The 24,979-nt window shown below is 56.0% G+C and carries 18 protein-coding genes; 5 read left to right on the top strand and 13 right to left on the bottom strand.

Annotation, left to right across the window (positions count from 1 at the left end):
- Positions 1 to 174: 174 nt before the first annotated feature.
- The 6 genes from SR894_RS05965 to SR894_RS05940 all read right to left on the bottom strand — a co-directional run bounded on the left by SR894_RS05965 (position 175) and on the right by SR894_RS05940 (position 10,343).
- The gene (locus tag SR894_RS05965) at positions 175 to 375 is read right to left on the bottom strand and encodes a hypothetical protein (protein WP_223289050.1); all 201 of its coding nucleotides are present in this window, start codon (positions 373 to 375) and stop codon (positions 175 to 177) included.
- Between the two features lie 144 nt (positions 376 to 519).
- Complete coding sequence (locus tag SR894_RS05960; protein ID WP_223289051.1) at positions 520 to 3,354, bottom strand: beta strand repeat-containing protein; 2,835 nt, start codon at positions 3,352 to 3,354, stop codon at positions 520 to 522.
- 312 nt (positions 3,355 to 3,666) lie between these two features.
- Entirely contained in the window at positions 3,667 to 7,086 is a 3,420-nt protein-coding gene (locus SR894_RS05955) for a glycoside hydrolase family 99-like domain-containing protein (protein WP_223289052.1), read from the bottom strand.
- Positions 7,083 to 8,483: an ABC transporter ATP-binding protein gene (locus SR894_RS05950; protein WP_223289053.1), complete on the bottom strand. Its 1,401-nt coding sequence runs from the start codon at positions 8,481 to 8,483 to the stop codon at positions 7,083 to 7,085. The genes SR894_RS05955 and SR894_RS05950 overlap by 4 nt, the downstream gene beginning before the upstream one ends.
- Positions 8,473 to 9,303 (bottom strand): ABC transporter permease, encoded by an 831-nt coding sequence (locus tag SR894_RS05945; protein ID WP_223289054.1) that lies wholly within the window; start codon positions 9,301 to 9,303, stop codon positions 8,473 to 8,475. The genes SR894_RS05950 and SR894_RS05945 overlap by 11 nt, the downstream gene beginning before the upstream one ends.
- Positions 9,304 to 9,410: 107 nt before the next feature.
- A complete protein-coding gene (locus SR894_RS05940; RefSeq protein ID WP_223289055.1) occupies positions 9,411 to 10,343 on the bottom strand; it encodes a glycosyltransferase family 2 protein in 933 nt (310 codons plus the stop codon).
- A 130-nt stretch (positions 10,344 to 10,473) separates the two neighbouring features.
- Here SR894_RS05940 and SR894_RS05935 point away from each other — a divergent pair, with 130 nt between their 5' ends.
- Positions 10,474 to 11,403 (top strand): glycosyltransferase family 2 protein, encoded by a 930-nt coding sequence (locus tag SR894_RS05935; RefSeq protein WP_223289056.1) that lies wholly within the window; start codon positions 10,474 to 10,476, stop codon positions 11,401 to 11,403.
- Between the two features lie 19 nt (positions 11,404 to 11,422).
- On the opposite strand, the gene SR894_RS05930 is transcribed toward SR894_RS05935, so the two are convergent.
- From SR894_RS05930 to SR894_RS05900, 7 genes are all read right to left on the bottom strand, one after another.
- Positions 11,423 to 12,802 (bottom strand): undecaprenyl-phosphate glucose phosphotransferase, encoded by a 1,380-nt coding sequence (locus SR894_RS05930; RefSeq protein WP_246638290.1) that lies wholly within the window; start codon positions 12,800 to 12,802, stop codon positions 11,423 to 11,425.
- 10 nt (positions 12,803 to 12,812) lie between these two features.
- Positions 12,813 to 14,303 carry a TolC family outer membrane protein gene (locus tag SR894_RS05925; protein WP_246638291.1) on the bottom strand — a complete coding sequence of 497 codons (1,491 nt, stop codon included), beginning with the start codon at positions 14,301 to 14,303 and terminating at the stop codon, positions 12,813 to 12,815.
- Positions 14,303 to 15,679, bottom strand: a complete 1,377-nt coding sequence (locus SR894_RS05920; RefSeq protein ID WP_223289057.1) for an HlyD family type I secretion periplasmic adaptor subunit — start codon at positions 15,677 to 15,679, stop codon at positions 14,303 to 14,305. The genes SR894_RS05925 and SR894_RS05920 overlap by 1 nt, the downstream gene beginning before the upstream one ends.
- Entirely contained in the window at positions 15,676 to 17,433 is a 1,758-nt protein-coding gene (locus SR894_RS05915) for a type I secretion system permease/ATPase (RefSeq protein WP_223289058.1), read from the bottom strand. The genes SR894_RS05920 and SR894_RS05915 overlap by 4 nt, the downstream gene beginning before the upstream one ends.
- Positions 17,434 to 17,757: 324 nt before the next feature.
- On the bottom strand, positions 17,758 to 19,023 hold the full coding sequence (gene glyA / locus SR894_RS05910; protein WP_223289059.1) for a serine hydroxymethyltransferase: 1,266 nt from the start codon (positions 19,021 to 19,023) through the stop codon (positions 17,758 to 17,760).
- A 170-nt stretch (positions 19,024 to 19,193) separates the two neighbouring features.
- On the bottom strand, positions 19,194 to 20,597 hold the full coding sequence (locus SR894_RS05905) for a hypothetical protein (protein ID WP_223289060.1): 1,404 nt from the start codon (positions 20,595 to 20,597) through the stop codon (positions 19,194 to 19,196).
- A 634-nt stretch (positions 20,598 to 21,231) separates the two neighbouring features.
- The gene (locus tag SR894_RS05900) at positions 21,232 to 21,687 is read right to left on the bottom strand and encodes an REP-associated tyrosine transposase (protein WP_246638292.1); all 456 of its coding nucleotides are present in this window, start codon (positions 21,685 to 21,687) and stop codon (positions 21,232 to 21,234) included.
- A 666-nt stretch (positions 21,688 to 22,353) separates the two neighbouring features.
- On the opposite strand from SR894_RS05900, the gene SR894_RS05895 reads away from it, so the two are divergent.
- From SR894_RS05895 to SR894_RS05880, 4 genes are all read left to right on the top strand, one after another.
- A complete protein-coding gene (locus tag SR894_RS05895) occupies positions 22,354 to 22,548 on the top strand; it encodes a DUF4258 domain-containing protein (protein ID WP_208862752.1) in 195 nt (64 codons plus the stop codon).
- 61 nt (positions 22,549 to 22,609) lie between these two features.
- Positions 22,610 to 22,801, top strand: coding sequence for a DUF2283 domain-containing protein (locus tag SR894_RS05890; RefSeq protein WP_101145183.1), 192 nt, complete (start codon positions 22,610 to 22,612; stop codon positions 22,799 to 22,801).
- A gap of 382 nt (positions 22,802 to 23,183) precedes the next feature.
- The gene (locus SR894_RS05885) at positions 23,184 to 23,627 is read left to right on the top strand and encodes a LexA family protein (protein WP_133733739.1); all 444 of its coding nucleotides are present in this window, start codon (positions 23,184 to 23,186) and stop codon (positions 23,625 to 23,627) included.
- 31 nt (positions 23,628 to 23,658) lie between these two features.
- Positions 23,659 to 24,960 carry a Y-family DNA polymerase gene (locus SR894_RS05880; RefSeq protein WP_223289061.1) on the top strand — a complete coding sequence of 434 codons (1,302 nt, stop codon included), beginning with the start codon at positions 23,659 to 23,661 and terminating at the stop codon, positions 24,958 to 24,960.
- The last annotated feature ends 19 nt before the right edge of the window (positions 24,961 to 24,979 follow it).

The following is a 24,979-nucleotide window of genomic DNA, read 5'->3' as shown; positions in this document are numbered from 1 at the left end:
CTCAAAAGGCATTAATAGTGGTGGGCAGTGTAACAAAAAACCGGCACAGGGGCCGGGGGTTGGTCAGTGGCATAGGCTAGGCGTTTGCCTTACTCAACATCAAAGAGAGACACAGTCACGGTTGGTGCTGAGGGTCATCACCTTGCCGGTGTCGCAACGGCAGGCACCCCATCACTACGCCGCGTAGCTTCCGCGTAGGGTGTCCAGCCGTTTACGGCGGTTGGGCTGCTCGCCCAGGCCGTCGAGTACGACGATCTCGCTACCCGGCGGGCACGGCTCGACCCGGTTACGCAGCCATTCGGCAATCGACCAGGTGCGGTTAGCGGCGTTCTGGTAGTCATAGTCGTCCACTTGTACATCCACGGTCTCGCGCAATGCCTTCCAGGCGCCAAACGGTCTCTTCGAATTCCTTAATGGTCATGTGATCCTCGTTAGCAAAGAAAAACCCCCAGCCGAGGCCGGGGGTTTAGGTACGCTACCTATCTAGACTAGAGATAGGCTCCTTCTCAGGGAGAGGGATTAAGCGAAGGTCAGTTCGTTTGCTGCAACAGTGCTGTTGGAAAGATCAACAAGTCCTGTGATCTCAACAATTGCGTCTTGACCATTGATAAAGCTCGATCCGTTATCAGCACCAATATCAGCAACAACGTAAGTGTTGTTGTTAAACTGGAACCAGCCAGAGCCATTAGTAGCTTCAGCATTGATTACAGCATTAGCATAATCTTGGAAGACTGCGTTAGTACCAAGCTCTACTTTAGCTTGAGTGAAGCCTGCAAGGTTGGCAATACTGATCTTGTCACCAGCTGCAAAGTCAGTGATCGTATCGTAAGTATTCACGTTGGCTTCAGCAGCAATAACGAAAGTATCGTTACCAGCGCCACCAGTCAACTTATCAGCACCGGCTTTACCATCAAGGGTATCATTACCAGCACCGCCCATCAGGACGTCTGCACCAGCGCCACCAGTGATCGTATCGTCACCAGCACCACCGTCAATCGTATTGACTTTTGTAGAAGCAGCATCAGCAGTCAACGTATCGTTACCGGCGCCACCTTTGATTGATACCGCAGTGGTAACGTTGTCAGATACGAAGGTAACAGCCAAGTTAGCTGCCGTGTCCAGTGCAGAATCAGCAGCAACACCCGACGCATCGAAAGATTCGATCAACGTGTTGCCAGCGTTGGTCAAGTTCAGACCGTTATTACCAGACACAGATACTGTTTTAGCACTAGTAGCTACTAAGGTAGCGGTATGAGTGCTTGCTGCAATGTCTGCACCAGTAGCACTGCCAGTGTCAGCTGTTGAGATATTGATTGTTTCAACATCAGCAACTGTCACAGAACCAGCTGCCACAACAGAGGCCGCTGTGCCGGTGTCCAAGTGCAGGTTAAAAGTATCTGCTGCATTTGTTGCTGCGCCTGAAACACCTACTGTGGTGCCATCGCCCGCTTCAGTAGTGTTACCTTTAATCTGTAGCGTGCCACCAGATGCAACATTGGTAAGTGCTAGGAAAGCACTGTCAGCGTTGCCGCCATCAGCAGTAATACCGTTGGAAATTACGTGACTGATATTATCCATACCCGCCAGGTTTACTGTAGTTGTCGCTGCTGCTGCACCTACCGCTCCAAGTTCAAGCTTTTCAAAATTCGAGATTTTGGTTGCAAAAGCAGTTGCGCCAGTAGTCGCAGAAGCAGTTGCGGCATCTGCAGCAGCCATTGACAGTGTATCGCTGCCATCACCAGCGTCAACACTACCGCCAGTGCCTAAAGTAGCGCCAGTCAATGTTACAGTATCGTCACCAGCACCCATAGCGATGGCTTTGGTAGTTGCACCCAGAGTCACAGCGTCTTTACCAGCGCCACCGGTGAAGGCAACATTATTGGCCAAAGCTGTGGTCAGTGTCAGACCACCGGTATTGCTGCCTGCGTTAACAGACTCTAGAGCTGCAAGATCTGCTGCGGTGTTAGTAGTGAAGGTTACTGCAGAATCACCAGTAACAGTTAGCGTTTTGGCAAGAGAGGCATCGATTGCAGCAACTGTCAGTTTCTCATCAGCATTGATGGTGACAGAAGTAGCTTTATCAGCCTGAAGGTCAATACCAGAAGACGCTTTACCGCTAGTATTTACAACTAGAGCGGTAGCTTCATCATCTGTAATTACGACGTTGTTTGCTGGACCAGTAACATTGTTCAGACCAACAGTCAGGGTGCGCGTTCCTGCTCCAGCAGTGATGGTTGCATCACCGTCAGTGGTATTAGTCAGGTTCAAGGCTTTCAGTGAGTCAACAGCTTCAGTACCACCGATAGTAATATCACCTGTTGCGCCAGTGATGTTTACTGTTTCGAGTTTATCAGCAGAGGTAGCAGCTGTACCCGCATCGTCAATTGCAACTGTAGTAGCTGTGCCGGTTACAGATACTGAAGTCACGTTAGACTTCACATCCAAATTTACAGCCGCGCCAGTAGCTTTAGCATTCAGCGTGGTGATGCCTGTAATGTTAGAGCCGGTTACATCAGCAGTTGCTGCACCGTCAGAAACCACATTAATGGTTTCAACATTGCTGATAGTAGCTGCAGGCAGAGGCGTACCACCAACGGTGGTGTAGTTCAGCGTATCGTTACCTGCGCCACCATCGATAGTGTCAAGAGCAGTCAGTGTTTCAACATCTGCCACGCCAGTACCTGGGTTAGCAACGACGTTAGCGTTGAACGTGTCGTCGTTCTTGGTACCAGTCAGTGTGTCAACACTTGCAGTGAGCGTGAAAGTCTCGCCCGGTACAGAAGTATCAACATTGACCTTCTCGCCTTCCGGTACGGCAGGTGCAGTAATGCCTTCGTTCTGGCCGTAAGCGATGAAGTGCTCAAGGGCAGTAATACCGGCCGCGTCGAAGGACGCTTTCAGCTGTGCAACGGTGGTGATCTCGGTGTTACCGGCCGCCTGCAGCTGCGCCAGTTTGGCATCGTAGTAGCTGGAAACGTCGAAGCTGTTAGACGGGTTAACGCCTTCTGCTTCACCGTACTGGAGGTAGTGGTTGTAAACGTTGCCGCCCCACAGATTAACGAAGTCTTGTGCCGCTGCTTCGATCGTCAGGTAGGAGTTGTTGGCATCGTTGAACATGGCCGTTGCTTTGGCACGGATGTATTCAGCCGGGTTGAAGAAGGCGTTCGGGGCCAGGCCTTCCTGGAAGCCGTACTGCTCATAGTGCTGCTCGGCGGTTAAGCCAACGGCTGCAAAACGTGATTCCAGGAACGCTGCATCTTTACCTGCCCAATCAGCGGCAGTTTCAGAGTTGGCTTGAAGCTGTGCAAGCTTAGCATTTAGGTAAAAGCTTTTATTGAAACCTTGAATTGCCATGTAGGTACTCTCCTTACATATGCATATGTTCGGGTGCCTGGCTGGCACCCCATGTTGTTGCTAAGCCGACCCTCAACCCCTGGGGGATCCCTTGCCGAGGTTCGGTTCAAAGCAAGCAGGTTACCCAAGATGGGTAAGTTGCCTTGGCGGAGACGATAGCGCCTCAAGCGTTACAAAATCAAGACCACCTTGGAACCTGCTGTGAATCGCGCGATTCACGCCGGTCGATCATAGCAGCCCTTTTTAAGTCCTACCACTAGTTACCTGATCTTTTTTAGGGAGGTAACTTGATGGTATTGCTCACCTTAGCGGCTATCTTAGCCTTCGCTTTAAGGAATGATAAAGCGTTTTCGCACGCCGTTCGATAATTTTAGCCGTGATGGGCGGCGCTACTACGTTGGTACTGGGGGCGCTGCCACGCAAGTGCGGGCTGGGCTTGGCAAAGGGGTAGTGCGCCTCAAACGCAGGCTCCTCTACTGCCGCGGGCGTGCGGGTGTCAGTGACCCGGTACCCGGCGGCCTGGGCAGCAGCGGCGAAAATGCGCTCCAGTGCGTGTGCCAGGGTGCCGTCGGTTTGGCCCTCTTCCGGCTCAAAATCGCTGTCGGTAATGGTCAGCAGCGGATCCATGGCTTCCGGGCGGCACCAGAACATGGAGCCGGCGAAAAAGCCCAGCTCGTCCAGGCTGATACGAATGCCCAGGTGCTCCAGCAGGGCCTGGGTGCGCACCGGGCTTTGCAGGTCACCCCAGTAGTGCACGTAGTCCAACCAGTGGCCGGCGGGGCCAACCATGCCCAGATCCGGCTGGCGGTTGAAGGCGTCGATAACGCTGGCCACCTGCTTTTTGGAGCCTAACAGCTGGCCCAAAAACTCCTGGCGCCACAAGTCGCCATCCTGGCGGTGCAGCGAGCGCTTGGCGTGGATTTTACACACCTGACCGTACCCCAGCGGGCGGATAGCGCTGAGCATGGTCAAGAACGGCAGCACATCGCGCCCTTTATTGGGCAGAGTGGCACAGCGGGCATCGGGTACGGTCTGTTGTATGCGCTCGACCGTGCCTTCCGGGGCGTGTTCGGGCAGCGAGATATACAGGTCGTACTGCCCTTCCAGGTGCGCCAGATGGGTGGCAATTTCGTCCCATAGCTCGGTGTGATAGAGATGCAGGATCACCGCGGTTTCGTGGCACTTTTGCCACTGGGGCAGCTCAGTATCCAGGGCGAAATTGGCGGGTTTGGTGTAGTGTTTAACGACCTGTTTGGTGGCCTCTAAATAGGCGTAGCCGTAGCGGCGATCCGGCTCCAGGTAGGCGCCTTCGGCCCACTCATTCCAGGCATTGATAAACACCAGTTTCTGGTCACCGGGCAGCAGGTCGGCCTCCCGGGCGGCGCCGGCCAGCCACTGCTGGTAGCGGCCTGGGGTCACGTTGGCAAAGGTGTGGCCGCGGCCCGGTTTGCGGGCGTCGTTGTCCCAGCCGGGGGAAACGGTGCGGTAACGGGTGTACTCGGTGGCGGGTTTGGCCAACTGGGTAAACACCAGGTCGGCGTAGTCGTAAACGCAGCCTTCAAACGCCGGGTTGAGCAGCGTGAGCTGGTGGTCGATACGCTTGGCGTGGGTTTGGTGGGGGGGGAACTCCACCGAGGCATCAAACCCATAGGGGCTGGGGTCACCGTTATTAAAGCTCTCGGCGGAGACCAGGTGAATCTCGCCAATGCCGTTTTCACGGCAGTAGTTGCGCCATACCTCGGCGGTTTTGTTGGCATCGGGCAGAATATCCACGCGGTAAACGATCAGCAGCGGCTTGCCGTTTACGCGCAGGTAATTGGGCTTCTGCATCAGCGGGGCGACATCCTGGATAAATTCGAGATCGTCCTCCGGCAGGTGCTTCTGCTGCATGAGAATATCGCTCTCTTTGCCGTCCCAGCGGCGGGTCCAGTTCTCGTTGGCCCAGCAGAGGCAGAAGGGAAAGTCGATATTGGGGTTGTTGGCAAACTGGTCGATGGGCCGCTCCAGCAGGCGCTTGCGACCACTAAACCAGTAGTAGTGAAAGCAGAAGGCTTCGATACCGTAGTGGCGGGCCAGCTCGGCCTGGCGCTCCTGCACTTCCGGCAGGCGCAGGTCGTAGTAGCCCAGCTCGCCGGGGTGGCGTGGCTGGTAGTGGCCGGCAAATTGTGGCACGGCCTTGCCAACGTTGGTCCATTCGGTAAAGCCTTTGCCCCACCAGCGGTCGTTTTCGGCAATCGGGTGGTACTGGGGCAGGTAGAAGGCGATGGGCCGCAGGCGGGACGCCTCTTCCAGGGGCTGTTCGGCCAGGGGTACGTAGTCGTCGCTGCTGCCCACCGTTTGGGCGAACATTTCACCAAACATGGTGCTGCCGGTGGGCGCTGCCGAGGCCTGGGCGCTCGCGGGCTGCTCGCCTTCGGTGGTGCCTGCCCCTTTAGCGCTGGGGCGCGGTTGGTTCAGGTAGTGGATCAGCGGGTGCTGGTGATTGGCCAGCAGTTGCGGATGCTCCTGAAGGTAGCTGAGGGTGTCGAAGCTGGCCGAGGGGTCACGGGCTTCATAGCCACCAAAGCGCTGGTAGTGCTTGAGGGGATCCTGGCCGGTGGCCTGCACATCGGGGTTGTGCTGCAGGTACCAACTGGCATCGAACAGGCCCGAAGCGGCAATTTGGTAGCGTTCGGTGCGGGCGCGTTTGATTTCGCTGGGCAGGCGCTTTAAACGCTTTAACAGCTGCTTGGCCAACCAGGTGGGGTTGTGGGCGTGGCTGACCGTTCCGGCATGGGCTTTGAGCAACTGCCGGGTCTCTTTTTCGCGCTGCTGCTTGGCCGCGGCTAGCTCTTCGATTTCCCCTCCCAGCACTTCGATTTCCGCTTCGGCGCGCCTGGTTTCCTGTTTCAGCTCGTTCACACTGACAGCGTGTTCGGCCTTTAGGGTAGCGATGTACTCGCCGCGCTGATCCAGCTCCATATCGCGGGCGTGCACCAGGGTGCGCTGGCGGTTGACGGCGTCGCTTTGTTCAATGTCGCACTGGTAGAAGGAGCTACGCAGTTCGGGGAGCTTCTCTTCGCTGGCCAGGGCGATCCAGTACATGGCATTGGGCGTGCCGGGCTGCCCTTCCGGGCTCGCTTCGCTGTAGGTGGTGTGGCTCTTTTTGCGGGTGTCCCACATGGCGGAGCCGTAAACCACCCGCTGGCCGATCAGCGTGCTGTGGGCAAAGTGGCTTTTGAGCAGCTGCTCGAACTCCTGCTTGTACAGTTCTTTTACGTGATAGGGGTTTTGGTAGCCGGGTTTTTCGCTGTATTCGTGCTTGTCGGGGCTGGAGATAATCAGCAGACCGCCGGGGCGCAGTACCCGCTTGATCTCTTCCATCATCGCTTCGTGGCGGTCGTGGTGCTCAATGGTTTCAAAACTCACCACTACGTCCACGCTGGCGTCGGCCAGGGGGATGGCGGCACAGTCGCCCTGCAGGTAGCTTAGCCCTGGGTGGCTGTAGGTCGCTTTGGCGTGCTCAACGGTGCCCGCGTCAACATCCACGCCCACCACGCTGGCGGCTTTTTGCGCCAGGTAGTGGCTGCCGTAGCCTTCGCCACAGGCGATATCGAGTACGTCTTTGTTCTCTACATAGCCTTGGGCAACGTAGTAGCGGTGCATGTGTTCGGCAATGATATCGCCGCTCAATACGTTGGGTAAGTACCGTTCACCGGTAGGCGTCAAGCCCTGCTCGTTTGTTGTGCTCATGCGTGTCGTTCTACCTGTAGTTCGATTTGGTGCATGGGGATGCCCACCAGGCCGTGGCTATGGCTGCTGGAGTGTGACTTGAAGAAGAGGGCATCGTGCAGCCAGTGGTGTTGTACGTGGTTGTCCTGGGTGCCGTCCGCAATGGCGGTGCTGATACTGTAATCCCCTTGGGGCAGTATGGGCATGCGGAAAGTGAAGCTGGCGGCCAGCACCGTGCCGGGCATGGCGCTCACGGGGTCGTCCTGGTAGGTGATAAAGGTGTTATCCCCAAACAGGGTCTGGCCCAGGCGGTCTTTGATATAAAACCCCATGATGGGCTGCAGCATGGGCTGCTCCTGGTGGATACGCGCCTTGATGGAGAGAATGACCTCTTCCCCACCCACTACCCAGGTCAGCGGGTGCCCTTCGCGGTCGTGGAGCAGCACCTCTTCCATGATCGCGCCCTTTTTGCCGAACCCTTCTGCGTCTGGGTCGAAGGCATAAATTTCCAGGTCGTTGCGATAGGGGCTGGCGTTGATTATGTCCTGGCGCATGTCCCGGGGCACGGGGCGCTTACGCTGCTGCTCGTGCCACTCATCGTTGCGCTTGGTGGTGTCGCTGGCCCCTTGGTTGGACTCGAAGAAGGCTTTCAGATAGGCATCTGCCACCTCTTTGGGGGCGCCCTCGGCGGCGATCTTGCCTTTATCCAGCCAGATCGCCCGCTCGCAGAGGTTGAGCACGGCGGCGGTGTCGTGGCTGACAAACAGCACGGTGCCGTGCTCCATAAAGCGGCGCAGAAAGCGCATGCATTTCTGTACAAAGAAGGCGTCGCCTACCGCGAGGGCTTCGTCGATCACCAGGATATCGGCATCCACGTGGGCGATAACGGCAAACGCGAGCCTGACGTACATACCGCTGGAGTAGGTCTTGACCGGCTGGTCGATAAAATCGCCGATTTCGGCAAAGGCGAGAATATCGTCCAGGCGTTCGTCGATTTCGGGCTTGCTCAGCCCGAGTACCGAGGCGTTCATGTAGACGTTCTCACGCCCGGTAAATTCCGGGTCAAACCCGGCGCCCAGTTCAAGCAGGGCGGCGATGCGCCCATGGGTGTTTATTTCGCCGTGGGTCGGCGTGAGAGTGCCGCAGATCATCTGCAGCAGGGTGGATTTGCCGGAGCCATTGCGGCCGATAATTCCCACGGTTTCGCCTTTGCGTATTTCAAAGGAGATTCCGTCAAGGGCTTTGAACTCACGGCCGTAGCGCTTGGCGGTTTTACCCGCCAGCCGCTGTACCTTGGGTACGACGAACTGCTTGAGCCGGTCGCTGGGCGCCTCGTAGATTTGGTAATATTTGGCAATATCGCTCAGGGTAATCACCGGGGGCGTCGCCTCGGTCTGTGTAACTGTTTCAGAGGACATCAGCAAATCCTTTACGCGTTTTCTGGAACCAGGCAAACCCTAACCACGCCACCACTAGCGATACCGCGAGATACTTGAGCAACCCACTAATATTGGGTAGCTGCCCTTCCAGCAGCACGATGCGTGCCTGTTCGATAATAAACGTTAGCGGGTTGGCGTGAATTACGCCGTGAAAGTTTTCCGGTAGCGCGGAGATGGGGTAAAAAATCGGCGATAGAAACAGCAGCATGGTGGCTATCAGCCCCATGGTTTGGCCTATATCGCGCAGGAACACCCCCAGGGAGGCCAGCAGCCAGCTAATGCCCATGGTTAATACCATAAGTGGCAGCAGTACCAGAGGTAGCATCCAGAAGGTCCAGGGTACGCTGCCCAGCACTACCAGCTGGGCCAGTATCAGCACCAGGGAGCTAACGGCGGCATGGAAAAGCGCTGAGCCAAGGGGCACCAGGGGTAAGATTTCCAGCGGGAACACCACTTTTTTGACGTAGTTGGTGTTAGTCAGAATCAGGCTGGGTGAACGGGTTAGCACTTCGGCAAGAATGCCGTGGACGATCAGCCCGGCAAATAGCTGCAGGGCGAACACGCCCTTGCTCTCCTCGCCACCTACACCCCAGCGGGCATTAAAAACGACTGTAAATACAAAGGTGTAAATAACCAGCATAATAATGGGGGTGACAAACGACCATGCCAGCCCGAGCAGCGAGCCTTTGTAGCGGCCTAATACATCGCGCTTAATCAGGCGGGCGATTAGTTCACGATAGCGCCATAGGTGTACCACCATGGCGCGTGGTGCCACCGTATTTAAAGCATGTGGGTTCATTGGTTCTCTTTACACCATTCGATGTGTTGAATTTGGATAGGTGAATAGGAGGTGCCAGGCCCTCTCCCCCACTCCAGGCAGAAATAAGGGCGAAGATGTTACCTTAGTCACCCTTTGTTAAGAAGAGCGGCTACGCGCATGGCCAGGTTACCTTGCCATGTTTGGCGGTATACCCGCGCCTTCATTAAGCCTTGAAGGCGTTGCCATGGGTTACCGTGGCGGGAGCGTCGGTAGCGGTCAAAACTCGCTTGATGCTGGGGCTCAAGCCAGTCTCGGTGGTCCGCCAGGGCGGTCAAATTGCGGTCGATTTGCATACGGTGGCCTCCTTGCCACAGGTGTTTGAAGCGCGTTAGCAGGCTTTTAACCCCGCGCTGCATGCCGATGAGGTTACTGGCGTGCTGGCGATAGTCTATACAGGGGGTGCTGTCGTAAACCACTCGCCCGCCGCAGCCACTGATCAACAGGTAGCACCACCAGTCGTGCAGGCCGGTATCCTCGCCATGGGGTGAACGTTGCAAGCACTCCCGCGCGGCCTGGTTAAACACCATAGTGTTGCCGCTGGCAATGTTCTGCACCAGGGCATTGTTAAAACCCGGCGGGCGCGCTTGCAGCGTGGAATAACCGGTTGGCGTGCCCTGCTCGTCCACCAGCTGCGCTCTGGCGGTATACAGCTGGGGCTGGCTGGGCGGATACGCGGCTAGCCGTTCTACTGCCCGTGTGAGCTTTTCGGGATGCCATCGGTCATCCTGGTCGGCAAAGGCGTAGTAGTCGCCTTGAATGGCGCTATTGCGCACCAGCGACATAAAGTTGGCGGCAAACCCCTGCTGTTTGCCTGGGTAAATTTTTAGCCGTTGCTCGCCCCAGCGCCGCTGGTAGGCCTCTAATAGGCGGCGGGTGCCGGGCAAGGGGCTATCGTCTGAAACGTGTAGCGTCCAGTGGGCGTGCTGCTGGCCCTCAATCGAATCTAGCTGCTCTGATAGATACGCCTCACCGTTATAGGTTCCCATTAAAATGGCAACATGCGGGATGGAGGGGGGCATGCGGGTGTCCATACTTGTACTCAAAACACGATTGCTCCGTGTCACTCGGCTGACCAGCGGGTAGTATACGCGCTTGCTTGGCGGTTTTTTATAGCCGGACTCCATTCACTTTTTTGAGCTTGACTGATTTATGGCCGCTGCTGTTCCTTCTTCTCCTTCCATTGGGTTGTGTGTGCCGACACTTAATGCTGGTGCCTTGTGGCGTGACTGGCTTGTACGCACTCAGCCTGCCGCCAAGCACTTTCGCGTGCTGGTCGTGGACTCCTCTTCCGACGATGAAACAGCGGCCATTGCGCATGAGTTTGGGTGTGAACTGCTAGTGATCGAGCGCTGTGACTTTGATCATGGGGGCACCCGGCAGCGGGCACTTCACTACCTAAGTGACTGCGATATCGTTATTTTTCTTACCCAGGATGCATTGATAGCTGATCAGGATGCGCTTGCGCAGCTGGTCGCGGCGTTTGATGACCCCGGCGTGGGGGCGGCTTTTGGACGCCAGTTACCCCACCCTGATGCCTCACCCATTGCGGCTCATGCCCGCTATTTTAACTACCCTGATGAGTCCCGGGTGGTGGCGACGGCGGATATTCCCCGGCTGGGTATTAAAACCGCCTTTCTCTCCAACTCTTTTGCGGCGTATCGCCGTGAGGCGCTTATCAGCGCGGGCGGGTTTCCCGAAGGTACGATTCTGAGCGAGGATATGATTGCTGGCGCACGGTTGCTAAAGGCGGGTTGGAAGCTGGCTTACTGCGCCGAGGCCTGCGCTCTACACTCCCATAACTATTCGCTGGTGGAAGAGTTTCAGCGCTATTTCGATATTGGTGTGCTGCATCACCGTGAGGCCTGGCTGCTGGATTGGTTGGGCAGGGCTGAGGGGGAAGGCGGCCGCTTTGTGCGTTCGGAGTTGAGCTATTTATGGCGTCGAGCGCCCTGGCGGCTGCCGGAGGCTGGGCTGCGCACTTTGCTTAAATATGCGGGGTATCGGTTGGGCAAAAGTGAAGCCAGGCTGCCGCTTGGGGTAAAACGCCGGCTCTCTATGCATAAGCATTTTTGGCTGTAGGCAGCGCGTTGGCGTTGCTTTAGGGCTGGTAGTTGATAAACCCGCGGGAAATCGTCATCGCCAGAATCTTTAAGTCAAACCCCAGCGACCAGTTATCAATGTAGTAGAGGTCGTACTCTACCCGTTTCTGCATCTGCTCTAAGGTGTCGGTGTTGCCGCGATAGCCGTTTATCTGCGCCCAGCCTGTCATGCCGGGTTTGACCCGGTGCCGCTGCATATAGTTTTGGATAACGCCTTGGTAATACTTGTTGTGATCCAGGGCGTGAGGGCGCGGCCCGACCAGCGACATTCTTCCCTGCAGTACGTTATAAAGCTGGGGTAGCTCATCCAGGCTTGTGCGGCGTAAAAAGGCGCCCAGGGGGGTGATGCGCGGGTCGTTTTGGCAGGCTTGCTGGGTGTTCGTTGCCTTATGGACGCTCATGCTTCTAAATTTGTAGATGCGGAAACATTTGCCGTCAATACCGTGGCGGTGCTGTTTGAAGAGCACTGGCCCACCCATTTTCCACTTTACCAATGCGGCAATCAGTAGCATCACCGGCAGGAAAACAATAAACAGCAGCCCGCCCAGTAGACGGTCTTCCAGGTTTTTAATAAACCTTAGCGGGCCGCTGTCTAAGGGGCTGTAGTTAAGCTCTAACGAGTAGAGACCGACGACTTGCGCCATGCGGTGGTTGAGCAGGCGAATGTCGGACAAGTCGGGGAAGTAGCGCACGCTGACGGGAATGTTAATCAAATTGGCGGATACCAGGCGTACTTTGTCTCCGTCGCTGAGTGGGTAGGTGAGCCAAATTTCATCAAACGCTCTATCAAAGGCGCTCTCTTCCGCCAGGGTGTGGAGCTGTTTATGGAAGTGGTCGGAGTCATCATCCGTGTAGGCGCTCTGGAGCTGATAGCCTGCGTACACCATGGCGTTGAGGTGGTTTGCCAGCCTTTCGAGATTGGCCTGACGGCCGATAATAACGATACGTTTGCGGTTTTTACCCTGGGCGCGGAGGTTTCTTAGGTAGATATAGAGGGCGGCACGCATCAGGCTGCCGGTGGTAAGCACGGCTAACGAGGAAACCCCCATCCAGAGTCGCGAGAAGTTTTGGGTATTATGGGTTGCCACGAGCAGTAAGCTAAGCAGCACAATGGTCGCTAGCCAGCTAAGGCCATACACACCCAGCATGCTGAACAGGCTGCGCCCGCGCCATGGCTGATACAGCCCCAGCAGCTCACCAATGGCGGGTAGCAGCAGGCCGCCAATGAGCATTAAAAAGAAGTAGTCGTCTTCCTGGTAGTTAATGTGAGACATGCTCAACAGTATCAACCAAGAGACCGCCACGGCGATTGCGGCGTCAAAGCAACGCATGGCTCGCCTTAGCCAGTCGTTGCTTTGAGTGCCTTTCAGCGCTGCCATTGGAGTAGGTTTATCCTGACGTGGTAGCGGTTAGATCAGTTAACGATAGCAGCAGTGTCATCACATTACCCAAGTCATCACTGCCCAGCTCCCCTACGGCTGACTGAAGCGCTAAACTGTCCAGGGCGTACTCACCAATGGTATCCACATACTGTATGCGCTGGTCGTAGAGACTGGCGCGGGCGTCGAGTACGTCTACCAAATCACGCAGACCCAGCTGTTCGCCTCGCTCGGCGGCTTCTAAAAATAGCTGGCTGGAGGCGATGGCTTGTTTGAGCGCTTCAATACGGCGCACATGGCCATTTAAAGAACGTAGCCGCTGGCGGACTTCCTGCCCGGCCAAATTGCGCTGGTTATCAAACGCTGCCTGACTGGCATTAATGCGTTTTTCGCCTTGGCGTACATTGGCAGTGGTGTAACCGCCGCGATAAATCGGCACGCTCATCTCGACACCGGCGCGGTAGTCTTCACTTTCGCGCAGTACGTCGTCGCTTGTGCGGTCGGAGTAGCTGAGGTTGAGGTTTACCTCTGGGTAGTAGCCCGCCCGGCGGGTGCTGGCGTCGGCTTCTGAGATACGCTGCTCCTGGCGCGCTAACAGCACATCCAGGTTTTGCCCGGTGCGGGCTAGCCAGTCGTCCTGGGCACCCCATTCGCTGTTGAGAGAGACCTCGGACAGTTCGCCGATGGCTAGACCGCGAAATTCGGGCAGCGTGCCGGTTAGGCGTTCCAGGATGCTCAGGGCGTTATCAAGCTCATTTTCTGCCTGTACGGCGTCTGAAATCGCCTGGTCTAGTCGTGACTGCGCTTCCAGCAGGTTGATGCGGTCACCTACACCGAGGTCGTAGGCGCGCTGCGCCTGACGAACCTGTAATTCCAGTGATTCTTGCTGAGACTCTAATAAACCAAGGCGCTGAGAGGCCAAATAGGCCTGTACGTAGGCTTCGCTGACTTGCAGTGCAAGGTCACGCTCTACCACGGCCAGCTGGAGTTCGGCGGCGTTTACCTGGGCGTCGGCTACATCCATGCCGCGCCAGCGCTCTAGACTAAAAAGTGGTTGCTGTAGCTGCACCTGCCAGTAGTTCTCTTCAATTTCACCGGGCCGCTGGGCGGGTTGGTCGAGGCCAAAATCGTCCGGTGATGTTTGTATATTGGTGGAGTCCTGCCAGAGGTAGCCACCGGTGGCGCTTACCTGGGGCAGTAGCTGTGAACGCGCCATGGGGATCTCTTCCCGGGTGGCTTCTAGCTCATAGCGCTGGCGGGAGAGGTCTGCGTCATGCTCCAGCGCACGGCCAAAAAGCGCCGGTAGCGAGGGTAGCGCTGCGGGAGAGCGGCTGGCCTGCTCCAGGGCAGCCAGCTCTTCCATGGCGGCGCCCCCTGCTGGCATATCCTGCTGTGCGTAGAGCGGTGAAGCGATTAGGCTAACCGTCAGGGCCAGCGGTACCGTGCGTGACCAGGCGCCCATTACCCGAACGAATCGTTGTTGGCTGGGTATTTTCGGCATTAATCCTCCCGTAGGGCGCGAGCCAGCATATCGGTGATGGGCTTGGCGATGTAGCTGGCAAAGGTGCGTTCACCGGTGCGAAGCATGACTTCTGCGGGCATACCGGAGAGTAGCTCCATGCGGTCATTCATTTGTGTGTACCCTTCTTCGGTGACACGTACCCGGGCACGGTAGTACTGCGAACCCGTGGCTTCATCTTCAAAGCTATCCGCACTGACGTAAATTACTTCACCATCAATAACATCGGTTAAACGTTGATTGAAGGCGCTAAAACGTATTTCTGCAAACTGGCCAATATGAATATTGTCGATATCGCGGGTGGGAATACGCGCTTCTACGACGAAACCTTCGTTGGAGGGTACGATATCCATAATTTTGTCGCCTGGGCGTATCACCGCCCCTACGGTGTGCACTTGACGCCCTACGACGGTGCCGGATACCGGGGCGGTGACCACTGAACGCTCCACCTGATCACGGAGCGAGATAATCTGCTCTTCCGCTTCGGCTATTTGCGCCTGGGCGTCGCGCAGCTGTTCACCGACCTCTTTTTGGAACTCCTGCTGTTGAATTTCACGCTCCATGCTGTTTTCGCTGATTTGCGAACGCAGTTGGGCGATGTTGGCACGAAATTCGGCATTATCGCCTTCGTACTGCAGCACTTGCCGCTCTAGCTCGCGCAGACGCTGGTTATCTCCCAACCCTTCACGATAGAGCGAGCGGAAGTCTTCGGCCTCGGAGCGTAGCGAGCTGATGCGGTTAACGTTGACGCGGATGCGCTCTTCCAGCCCTTCGATTTGTTCGCGCATCTGCACGCTCTGCTCATCCAGCGCTTCCAGGGTGCTTTTCAGCGACTGGCGACGGGCGGCGAAGAGGCTTTGCTGCACTGCAATCACTTGCTGAACGCGAGGATCATCGGTGTCTTGAATATCTTCGGGGATTTCCATCATTTCTGCGCCGGCCTGCTCGGCAAGCAGGCGGGCTTCCATGGCGCGGTTAATCAGGTAGCGCGAACGGGCAATGGCCAGCTGGGAGCTGGCCTGGGTGTCACTTAACACCACCAGGGTGTCACCGGCCTCTACTTTGTCGCCATCTTCCACTAACAGCTGCTCGACAATACCGCCTTCCAGGTGCTGTACGGTACGTTTGAAGGACTCAATTGAGACGCTACCCGGTGCTACAACGGCAATGGCCAGGGAGGCGGTCACCGACCAGAGAATAAAACCGCCCAGGGCTATAAAGAGGATGGCAAAGCCGAGCTTGCGGTAACCTTTGTCACTGGTGGGCAGCTTTTCACTCGCTTCACCGTCGATGGTCACCGGCTCTTTGGGGGTGACGTCGATCTCTGACGTGGGCAGGTTGCGTTTTTCGTCGCTCATGACTTCTCCTCATTACCACGGCCACCGGGGATGGCTGAGAGGCGGGTAGCGCTTTGCTGACTAACTTGCTCGCGGGGCTTTTTGGCAAACTGCGCCAACACTTGGTCGCGTGGCCCAAACATGCTGACCTGCCCTTCTTTCATCACCAGCAGCTTATCCATATTTTTCAGTACGCTGGTGCGATGGCTGATGACGAATAGCGTGGCACCTTCGGCTTTCAACTGGGCGATAGACATCGCCAGCGCGCGTTCACCGGCGTCGTCCAGGTTGGCGTTGGGTTCATCCAGCACGACCAATACAGGGTTGCCGTACAACGCCCGGGCCAGCCCCACACGCTGACGCTGGCCACCGGAAAGCGCCCCGCTGCTGGCAGAGATCACCGTGTCGTAACCGTTGGGCAGCTCCAGAATCATTTCGTGCACGCCTGCTTTCTTGGCGGCGTCGACCACTTTTTGCGGGTCGATAGTGCCAAAGCGGGCAATATTTTCACTGATAGTGCCGTCAAACAGTTCGATATCTTGGGGCAAATAGCCAATATAAGGACCGATTTCATCGCGGTTATATTGAGTAATCACCCCGCCATCCAGGCGCACATCACCGACCTGCGAGGGCCAGATACCCAGCAGCACCCGCGCCAGGGTTGATTTACCCGCTGCGCTGGGGCCAATAATGCCGACGTGTTCGCCTTTGGGCACGCTAAAGTTGATACCGCGAATGGTTGCCATGCGCGACCCAGGCGGTGCGGCTGCCACACCTTCTAACGCGACCACACCCTGAGGCGCTGGCAGCGACATTTTGCGCTCTTCACTGGGTATTTGCGTGAGCAGGTCATTGAGACGCTCGTATGCACCGCGGGCACTGACAAAGCCTTTCCAGCCGCCAATCATTTGGTCGATAGGCGCGAGCGCCCGTCCCATCAGAATGGAACCGGCAATCATCATCCCGGGAGTCATTTCGCCGCGCAGCACAAGCAACGCGCCAAGGCCAAGAATCAGCGATTGGAACAGCAGACGCAGTACCTTGGAGGTATTGGTTAAAGCGCCAGCCCGGTCACTTGCCTGAGACTGCTTCGATAGGAATTCGTGATGACGTTTCGACCAACGCCCCATAATGCCCGGCAGCATGCCCATGGCATGCAGCACTTCGGCGTTACGTAAATTGGAGTTGGCCAGGTTTTGCGCCTGAATATGCTCACTATTGGCTTCGGCAAGCAGCTTTTTGGTGGCTTTTTCGTTGGCGACGGCCAGCGCTAGCAGAATAATGCCTGCACAGGTCGCGAATACCCCCAGCCAGGGGTGAAACAGAAACAGGACGCCGAGGTAAACGGGTACCCAGGGTGCATCAAAAAAGGCAAACAGGCCATTGCCGGTTAGGAACTGGCGCAGGCTGGTTAAATCACTCAACGGTTGCGCGCTTTGGCTGCCTTGGGCCACTAAGCTGCGGCGGAACATGGCGCTGTAAAGCCGTTCGTTAATCGTGGTGTCGAGTTTGTTACCGACACGCACCAGCATGCGCGAACGCACTAGTTCCAGGCCGCCCATGATCATAAAGAGAAACACGACCACTAGGGTGAGCATTAACAAGGTGTCGACACTCTGGGTAGAGAGCACGCGGTCGTATACTTGCAGCATGTACATGGGTGGTACAAGCATCAGCAAGTTGACAAACATACTGAAAAAGCCCACCGATAAGAACGAACTTTTGCAGGTTTTTAATGCACGCTGCAAATCCGTTGCTTCCTGTTGCTTTGCCATGGAGGGTTCACCGTTGAATCGAAGAGGCGTCAAGCGCAGAAAATTAATCGCAGCATGTTAACAGAAACGCTGCCGCAGGGGGTAGGGGCGCTCGTTTTAGTGTCAGGATTAGTATCTTCATTACTGGCGTGTCATCGGTACGCGAGCAACAAGAAGGCCAGCTAGGCTTACTCTGCCGCGTTAGGATAGGCGATAGTCGCGAGCTGGAGTTTTTTTTCACGGACTGGAGCAACTTTTAATTTTAGCCTAACAAAGAACGGGCGACCCTAATGGGCCACCCGTTCTGTGAGGCTATCATTCGCCAGTAAGACTGATTACAGCTGCTTATTTATAAACCGGAAGCCGTGCACAAACCTCGGCCACTTTATCCAGCACCTGGGCTTCGATGGCGCTGGTGTCTTCGCCCTTGGCCAGTACGTCCAGAATGTCGCAGATCCAGCCTGCCAACGTACTACACTCTTGTTCACTGAAACCGCGCGTGGTCACTGCCGGGGTGCCAATACGCAGGCCAGAGGTGACAAACGGGCTTTGCGGGTCGTTAGGCACAGCGTTCTTGTTGACGGTGATGTGGGCACGACCCAAAGCAGCGTCGGCGTCTTTGCCGGTTACGCCCTGTTTGATCAGCGAAAGCAGGAAGAGGTGGTCTTCGGTGCCGCCGGAGACGATGTCGTAACCGCGATCGATAAACACCTTGGCCATTGCCTGGGCGTTCTTGACTACCTGCTGCTGGTAGGTTTTGAACTCGGGCTCCATCGCTTCTTTGAAGCAGATCGCTTTCGCCGCGATTACGTGCATCAAGGGGCCGCCCTGACCGCCGGGGAAAACCGCTGACTGCAGCTTCTTCTCGATATCAGCGTCGTTTTCCGCTGAGAGAATCACGCCACTGCGGGGGCCGCGTAGGGTTTTGTGGGTAGTGGAGGTGACCACATGGGCATGGGGTAAGGGGCTGGGGTAAACGCCCGCCGCTACCAGACCAGAGACGTGGGCCATATCAACCAGTAAGTAAGCACCTACTTCGTCGGCGATTTCACGGAACTTGGCCCAATCGACAATTTGTGAATAGGCTGAGAAACCGGCGATGATCATTTTGGGTTTGTGCTCGCGAGCAAGCTGGGCCACTTGAGCGTAATCAATTAACCCCTGCTCATCCAGACCGTACTGAATGGCGTTGTAGTGCTTGCCGGAAAAATTAGGCTTGGCACCGTGGGTCAGGTGGCCGCCTGCATCCAGGCTCATGCCTAAAATGGTGTCGCCTGGCTTAACCAGCGCTTGGAACACCGCGCTGTTGGCTTGCGAGCCGGAGTGGGGTTGAACGTTTACGTAGGTGGCGCCGAACAGCTCTTTGGCGTAATCAATGGCCAGGTTTTCAGCGATATCGACGAACTCACAGCCGCCGTAGTAGCGCTTACCGGGGTAGCCCTCAGCGTATTTATTGGTCAGCTGGCTGCCCTGAGCTTCGAGTACGCGGGGGCTGGCGTAGTTTTCGGAAGCGATCAGTTCGATGTGGGCCTCTTGGCGCTCCACTTCTTTCTGCATGGCATCAAACAGCACATCATCGAATCCGGCAATTGTCATATCGCGGCTGAACATCGGCGGGAACCTCGTAACGAGAAAGGGTCATCATGGGAGAAGCGAGGGCGCTATCATAACGCAGCCTGACGCGACTTTCATCGCATCCGCGTCAGGTCGTACATGAACGTGCTTCATGTTGCCTGGGGCATAAAATGCTGACCGAATGGACAATCAAGCGCCTTACGGGGCTACTCTAACTCAAAGGTAAACCTTAGCTGCTCTGCGCTCCCCATCGGGTTCATTATGAGCTGATTAAGGGTAAAGGGGTTGGGTAGCCCTACATTAACAGTGAGCTGCTGGGAATAACCGGCCATGATATCGACCATTGCCGTCATCAGTTTGGTGACCTGCGGGCCGAATAGCTGACCAAGCTGCTGAGCCTGAGCCAGGGTTTGGGAGATCACCCGCTCTTCGTTAACCCCCTGCTGGGCGGCTAGTTCGGTCGCTAAGCGCGGCAGCATGCCCTCATCGGAGTAAGCAACAACGAGGTCACCGCCATTCAGGGTTGCCGACTCCAAAAGCGCGGGGTTGCGTGTGGCCTGCTCGATAGTGGTGTCAGCAGGCAGTGTGATGGGAAGGTTCATGGTGAATTCCAGCCCGGCGGCGCCAGCCAAGGTCAAGGCACCTTCGGATATCAGCCGGTTCTCCTTGCCTGCTTCTTCCCAGCGGGAGTGGCTATATCCATCGGCTCTCAGTTGCCCGGTGCCCCCGGTAAGGACATTACTCAGGCTCTGAAATGCTTGGCGGTCTTCAGGGGGCACAAGGTGAATCAGTTCGGCGACATCGAAATAAGCTCCCTCAAAGCCTGCGTCGCCGCTATAGCTACTGCCGTTTACCCAGAGTCGTTCAAGCACAGCCTGCCAGTTGTCGCCGATCAGACTAAAGCCGTTCAGCTCGGCGTGCTCAACGCTTTCTTCACCGGTGCGGTCTAACCCGACCAGCTGTTCAATACGGAGATTCGCCAGCGCGAGTTCAGAGGTGATGCCACTCTCCAGGTCTGTGAGTTCGGCGCTGACGTCCTCTATTTCTAGAAGCTGCAGGGCGTTGCGACTCAACCCTTCCAGGGTAAACCCACTGATGTGGATTTGGCCTTCCGGGTAAGTCGTGTTCATGTCGTCCAAAACACTCTCGGTTACACCCCCATCTAGCCGGAGCGTGATATCGCGAGCGGTTATGGCCTTGAAAGCGACATTCTCCACTGCCTGATCCACGTCTTCGGTGGAGAATACTGCCCGGGATGGTTCGGGGAGCACTAGTGTCGCGATGCTGAGAAGTGGCGCTGATTGTGCTGCCTCCCTGACCGCGATGCCATCCATCACCACTTGGTCGGGGCGCTCATAGTCTCCTTCGACGCTGTAGCGCTCGATGGTAATCACATCACCATTGGTATGTGTGATCGCCACTTCTTCAGCGATATAGCGCTGCGTCGCTTCGTCTTCGTAAATACGGCTAAAGGTGAGTCTATCGTTTTCGCCTGCCATGCGTTGGCGGAGATCCGCTTCAAGCTGCTCGGACGAGGCACTTACCGTGCCTGAGAGCAACAGAGCCGAAAGCCCAGTGGTTAAGCGCCAGGATTTAGCGAAGACGTGCATGCCGTAACCTCCTTTTAAGATGCCTTAAGCATATCATTCCTATTTCCAATTTGGTCACTGCATATAAGGAAGGCAGCTGTGGGAGGGAGCTTTAGCTCGCGACTGTTCTGGCTGCCAACCCCATTCGACTAAGAGGTGCCAGTGGCACCCTTCGCCCGCTAAAGCGGCCTCCTACAATAAACTGCCAGCCTGATAGCGTCCCTTGTGGGAGGGAGCTTTAGCTCGCGACTGTTCTGGCTGCCAACCCCATTCGACTAAGAGGTGCCAGTGGCACCCTTCGCCCGCTAAAGCGCCCTCCTACAATAAACTGCCAGCCTGATAGCGCCCCTTGTGGGAGGGAGCTTTAGCTCGCGACTGTTCTGGCTGCCAGTCTCATCCGACTGAGGGGTGCCTGTGGCACCCTTCGCGCGCTGAAGCGCCCTCCCACAATAAACTGCCAGCCTGATAGCGTCCCTTGTGGGAGGGAGCTTTAGCTCGCGACTGTTCTGGCTGCCAGTCTCATCCGACTGAGGGGTGCCTGTGGCACCCTTCGCGCGCTGAAGCGCCCTCCCACAATAAACTGCCAGCCTGATAGCGTCCCTTGTGGGAGGGAGCTTTAGCTCGCGACCATCCGAGCTTCCAGTTCAAATGGAATCTAAAGCCAAGCTGCATTCCAAAAGCTGTAGTGGTTAATATTGGCGACAAGTCCTGCTCTTAAAGGGTTACCAACTATGTAGCGGGCAACAGCTTTTATATCTTCCTCTTTACGAATCATTCGATCATGAAAGCCATCCTGCCAAATACGCTCTCCAACGCCTAAGGAGACATAGCTTTTATAACGACGTACAGCTTCCGAGAGCTCGCCATTAAGCTGCAATAGCCAATGTATATGGTCAGGCATTACAACATAGGAAAGCGTGTTTGCAACCAGTGTGACACGGGGTTGATAGAAACTTTTGGAAGCAGAACAGGCATGCTCAAACGAGAGAAAGTAAGGATAGCGTTTTCGGGTAGCAACGGTGATCAAGTAGTGACCACCCTCTATGGAATACCTACCACGCCTCAGCGCACGGCTATTCTGCATTTTCTTAAAGCCCCAAACGATGATCATGCTCGGCAGCAACCTTAAAACCTAACTTTAACTCGCTAAAACTAAAGCTTTCAACCTTCTCAATGCTCTATAAGAATCAGCTTTAGTTCGCGAACACTTAAACTTCCAGCCCCCCAGTTCGCCCGCTAAAGCGGCCTCCCACAATATGCTCCCAGCCTAATAGCCCCCTTGTAGGAGGCAGCTTTAGCTCGCGACCCTTCAAGCTTCTTGCTCCCCCGTTCGCCCGCTAAAGCGGCCTCCCACAATATGCTTCCAGCCTGATAGCCCCCTTGCAGGAGGCAGCTTTAGCTCGCGACCCTCCAAGCTTCTTGCTCCCCCGTTCGCCCGCTAAAGCGGCCTCCCACAACATGCTTCCAGCCTGATAGCCCCCTTGTAGGAGGCAGCTTTAGCTCGCGGCCCTTCAAGCTTCTTGCTCCCCCGTTCGCCCGCTAAAGCGGCCTCCCACAACATGCTTCCAGCCTGATAGCCCCCTTGTAGGAGGCAGCTTTAGCTCGCGACCCTTCAAGCTTCCAGCCCCTCGTTCGCCCGCTGAAGCGGCCTCCCACAACATACATTCAGCTCTGTGGCTATATGCTATTCTCATCTGTTAAATGCTTTGCTTCTTCAATAAAACTATTGATGTACAAAAAAGTGTATCCATGACATCTAGCCCAGGGCGCGGTTGTAATGTATTCCAATCGTTTTAAGCGCAATGTGCACGTTACACGCCACGCGCGGGAACGTATGCAGCAAAGGGAAATTGATGAAGCACAGCTATGTGAGCTGCTAGAAACGGGTGAAACCCGCTATAAAGATCAAGCCAGGCTATGGATCGCTAAGCGTTCGCTCAGCGCACCGACAATCTTGTCTGTGCTGCAGTAGTATTAGAAAATCAGCTAATTGTAAAAACAGTGATGCACCATTTTGAATGGGAGGAAATGTCATGAGAACGACCTATGATGAGGCCGATGATATTTTGGTACTCCATTTATCCGAGAAGCCGATCACGAAAGAGGTTTCTCAAGATTGGCATACGCATATCAGCTATGCAGAAGACGGCTCAATTGCTGAAATTGTTATTTTGGATGCATCAAAGCAAGGTGCTTGGCCTTTGCTAAAAAGCCATGCTGCCTAAAGTCCAGTAACCTAATCACTGGGAGATAGCTCTAACTCGCAGCCATCCGAGCTTCCAGCCTGATAACCCCCTTTGTGGGAAGCAGCTTTAGCTCGCGACCCTTCAAGCTTCCAGCCAAACACCCCTATTCGCCCGCTGAAGCGGCCTCCCACAATAAACTGCCGGCCTGATAGCGCCCCTTGTGGGAGATAGCTTTAGCTCGCGACCCTTCAAGCTTCCGGCCGAATACCCTGTTCGCCCGCTGAAGCGGCCTCCTACAATAAACTGCCAGCCTGATAGCGCCCCTTGTGGGAGATAGCCTTAGCTCGCGACCCTTGCATTTTCCTTCGCCCTGCAAAATACTGTATATTTATACAATACACCAAGAATCAGGATGCCGACGATGCCGGGCCAGTCAGCTCACTTTACGCCAGCCTTGCCGTTAAGCTCTCAGCCGTTGCCTTATTTAACCTTTATGGGCCGCGCTGGTTTTAGCGGCTTTCCTTCGCCTGCTCAGGATTACGAGCCATGCACGCTGGATCTCAATACACGCCTGGTTAAAAATCCCACCGCAACGTTTTATGTCACCGCCACCGGCGACAGCATGGAGGGCTGGGGGATTTTTGAAGGCGACCTGCTGATTGTTGACCGCAGTATTGAGCCGCGCCTGGGGCATATTTTGGTCGCTATGCTGGAGGGCGAGGCGTTGGTTAAACGCTACGCGCTTTACCGGGGCACACCGCACCTCTGTTCGAGCCACCCAAACTACCCGCCGCTGCCCCTTGAAAGCAGCGACTGCCAGCTTTGGGGCGTGGTGCGCGCGGTGGTGCATGAGTACTTACGTTGAACAAGCTACTTACGTTGATTGAGAGGTGGCGATGATCGGTCTCGTCGATGCCAACAACTTCTATGTCAGCTGCGAGCGGGTTTTTCAGCCCAAGCTGGAAGGTAGACCTGTGGGGGTGATGTCAAACAACGACGGCTGCGTGATCGCCCGCTCAGCGGAGTTGAAAGCGCTGGATATCCCCATGGGCACACCCGCCTTCAAGCTTGAAGGGCTGCGCCGGCGCGGCGAGATCCATCTTCTGTCGTCTAACTATGAGCTCTACGGCGATATGTCGGGGCGGCTGACTCAACTGCTACGCGATGCCTGTCCAGAGGTTGCGCCCTACTCGATAGATGAGATGTTCGTCTATCTGGAAGGGTTAACCACAGAGCAGTGTGAGGGGCTGGGGCGGGAATTACGCCAGCGTATCCGCCGCTATTTGGGGTTACCGGTCTGTATTGGGCTGGCCCCCACCCATACGCTCGCCAAACTGGCCAATCACCTTGCCAAGCAAGCCCCTCACTACCAAGGCGTTTGCTTGCTTAATGGGCAGGATCACACTACGGAGGCGTTGCTCAAACGGACGCCGGTGGGCAGTGTATGGGGCGTCGGCCACCGGCTTGCCGAGCGTTTGGCCATTGGCGGTGTTAATACCGCCTGGGACTTGCGCGAAAGCAATGAAAAACAGCTCCGCAAGCGCTTCTCGGTGGTGCTAGCACGCACCGCGCTAGAGCTACGCGGCGTACCCTGTTTGGAGATGAACGCGTTAGATAAGCCCCGCGAGCGCATTATGACATCTCGCTCTTTCGGACAACCGACCGGTGTGTTTGCAGAGGTGCATAACGCGCTGCGCCGTCACGCGCAGCGCAGCGCTGAAAAACTTCGCGAGCAGCGCAGTTTAGCCCGTGCGGTGATGGTATTTCTCAACACTAACCGTCATCGTCGCGATCAGTTGCAATACTTCCCGCAGGAGCTGATCGCCCTGCCCTCACCCAGCGACGATACCCGGGTGATCCTTGATGCCGTCCGCCAAGGTCTTGAGCGGATTCATCGCCCCCGCTACCAATTTATGAAGGCCGGCGTAATGCTGCTGGATTTAGTAGATGCCGAACAGTACCAAATGTCGTTACTGCATCAACCTGCCCGCGATCGCCACCCGTTTTTGATGGCCACCATTGATCAGATCAACCAGCGCATGGGGCAAGGCACAATCAGCTTTGGCATGACGAATGCACCAGCCGCCTGGCAGTTACGCTGCGCCCATCGCTCTAATCGCTTTACCACACGCTGGGACGAACTAATGAAAGTGGGCACTCACCCAGGCGCTATCGATGCGTGTAGTTCGCGTACGTAACCGTTACCCTAGCGTTTAT

Source organism: Vreelandella neptunia, assembly GCF_034479615.1.
GTDB lineage: Bacteria > Pseudomonadota > Gammaproteobacteria > Pseudomonadales > Halomonadaceae > Vreelandella > Vreelandella neptunia.
Note: the sequence above shows the minus strand (reverse complement) of the source record. Positions and strands in the feature narration are given on the sequence as shown.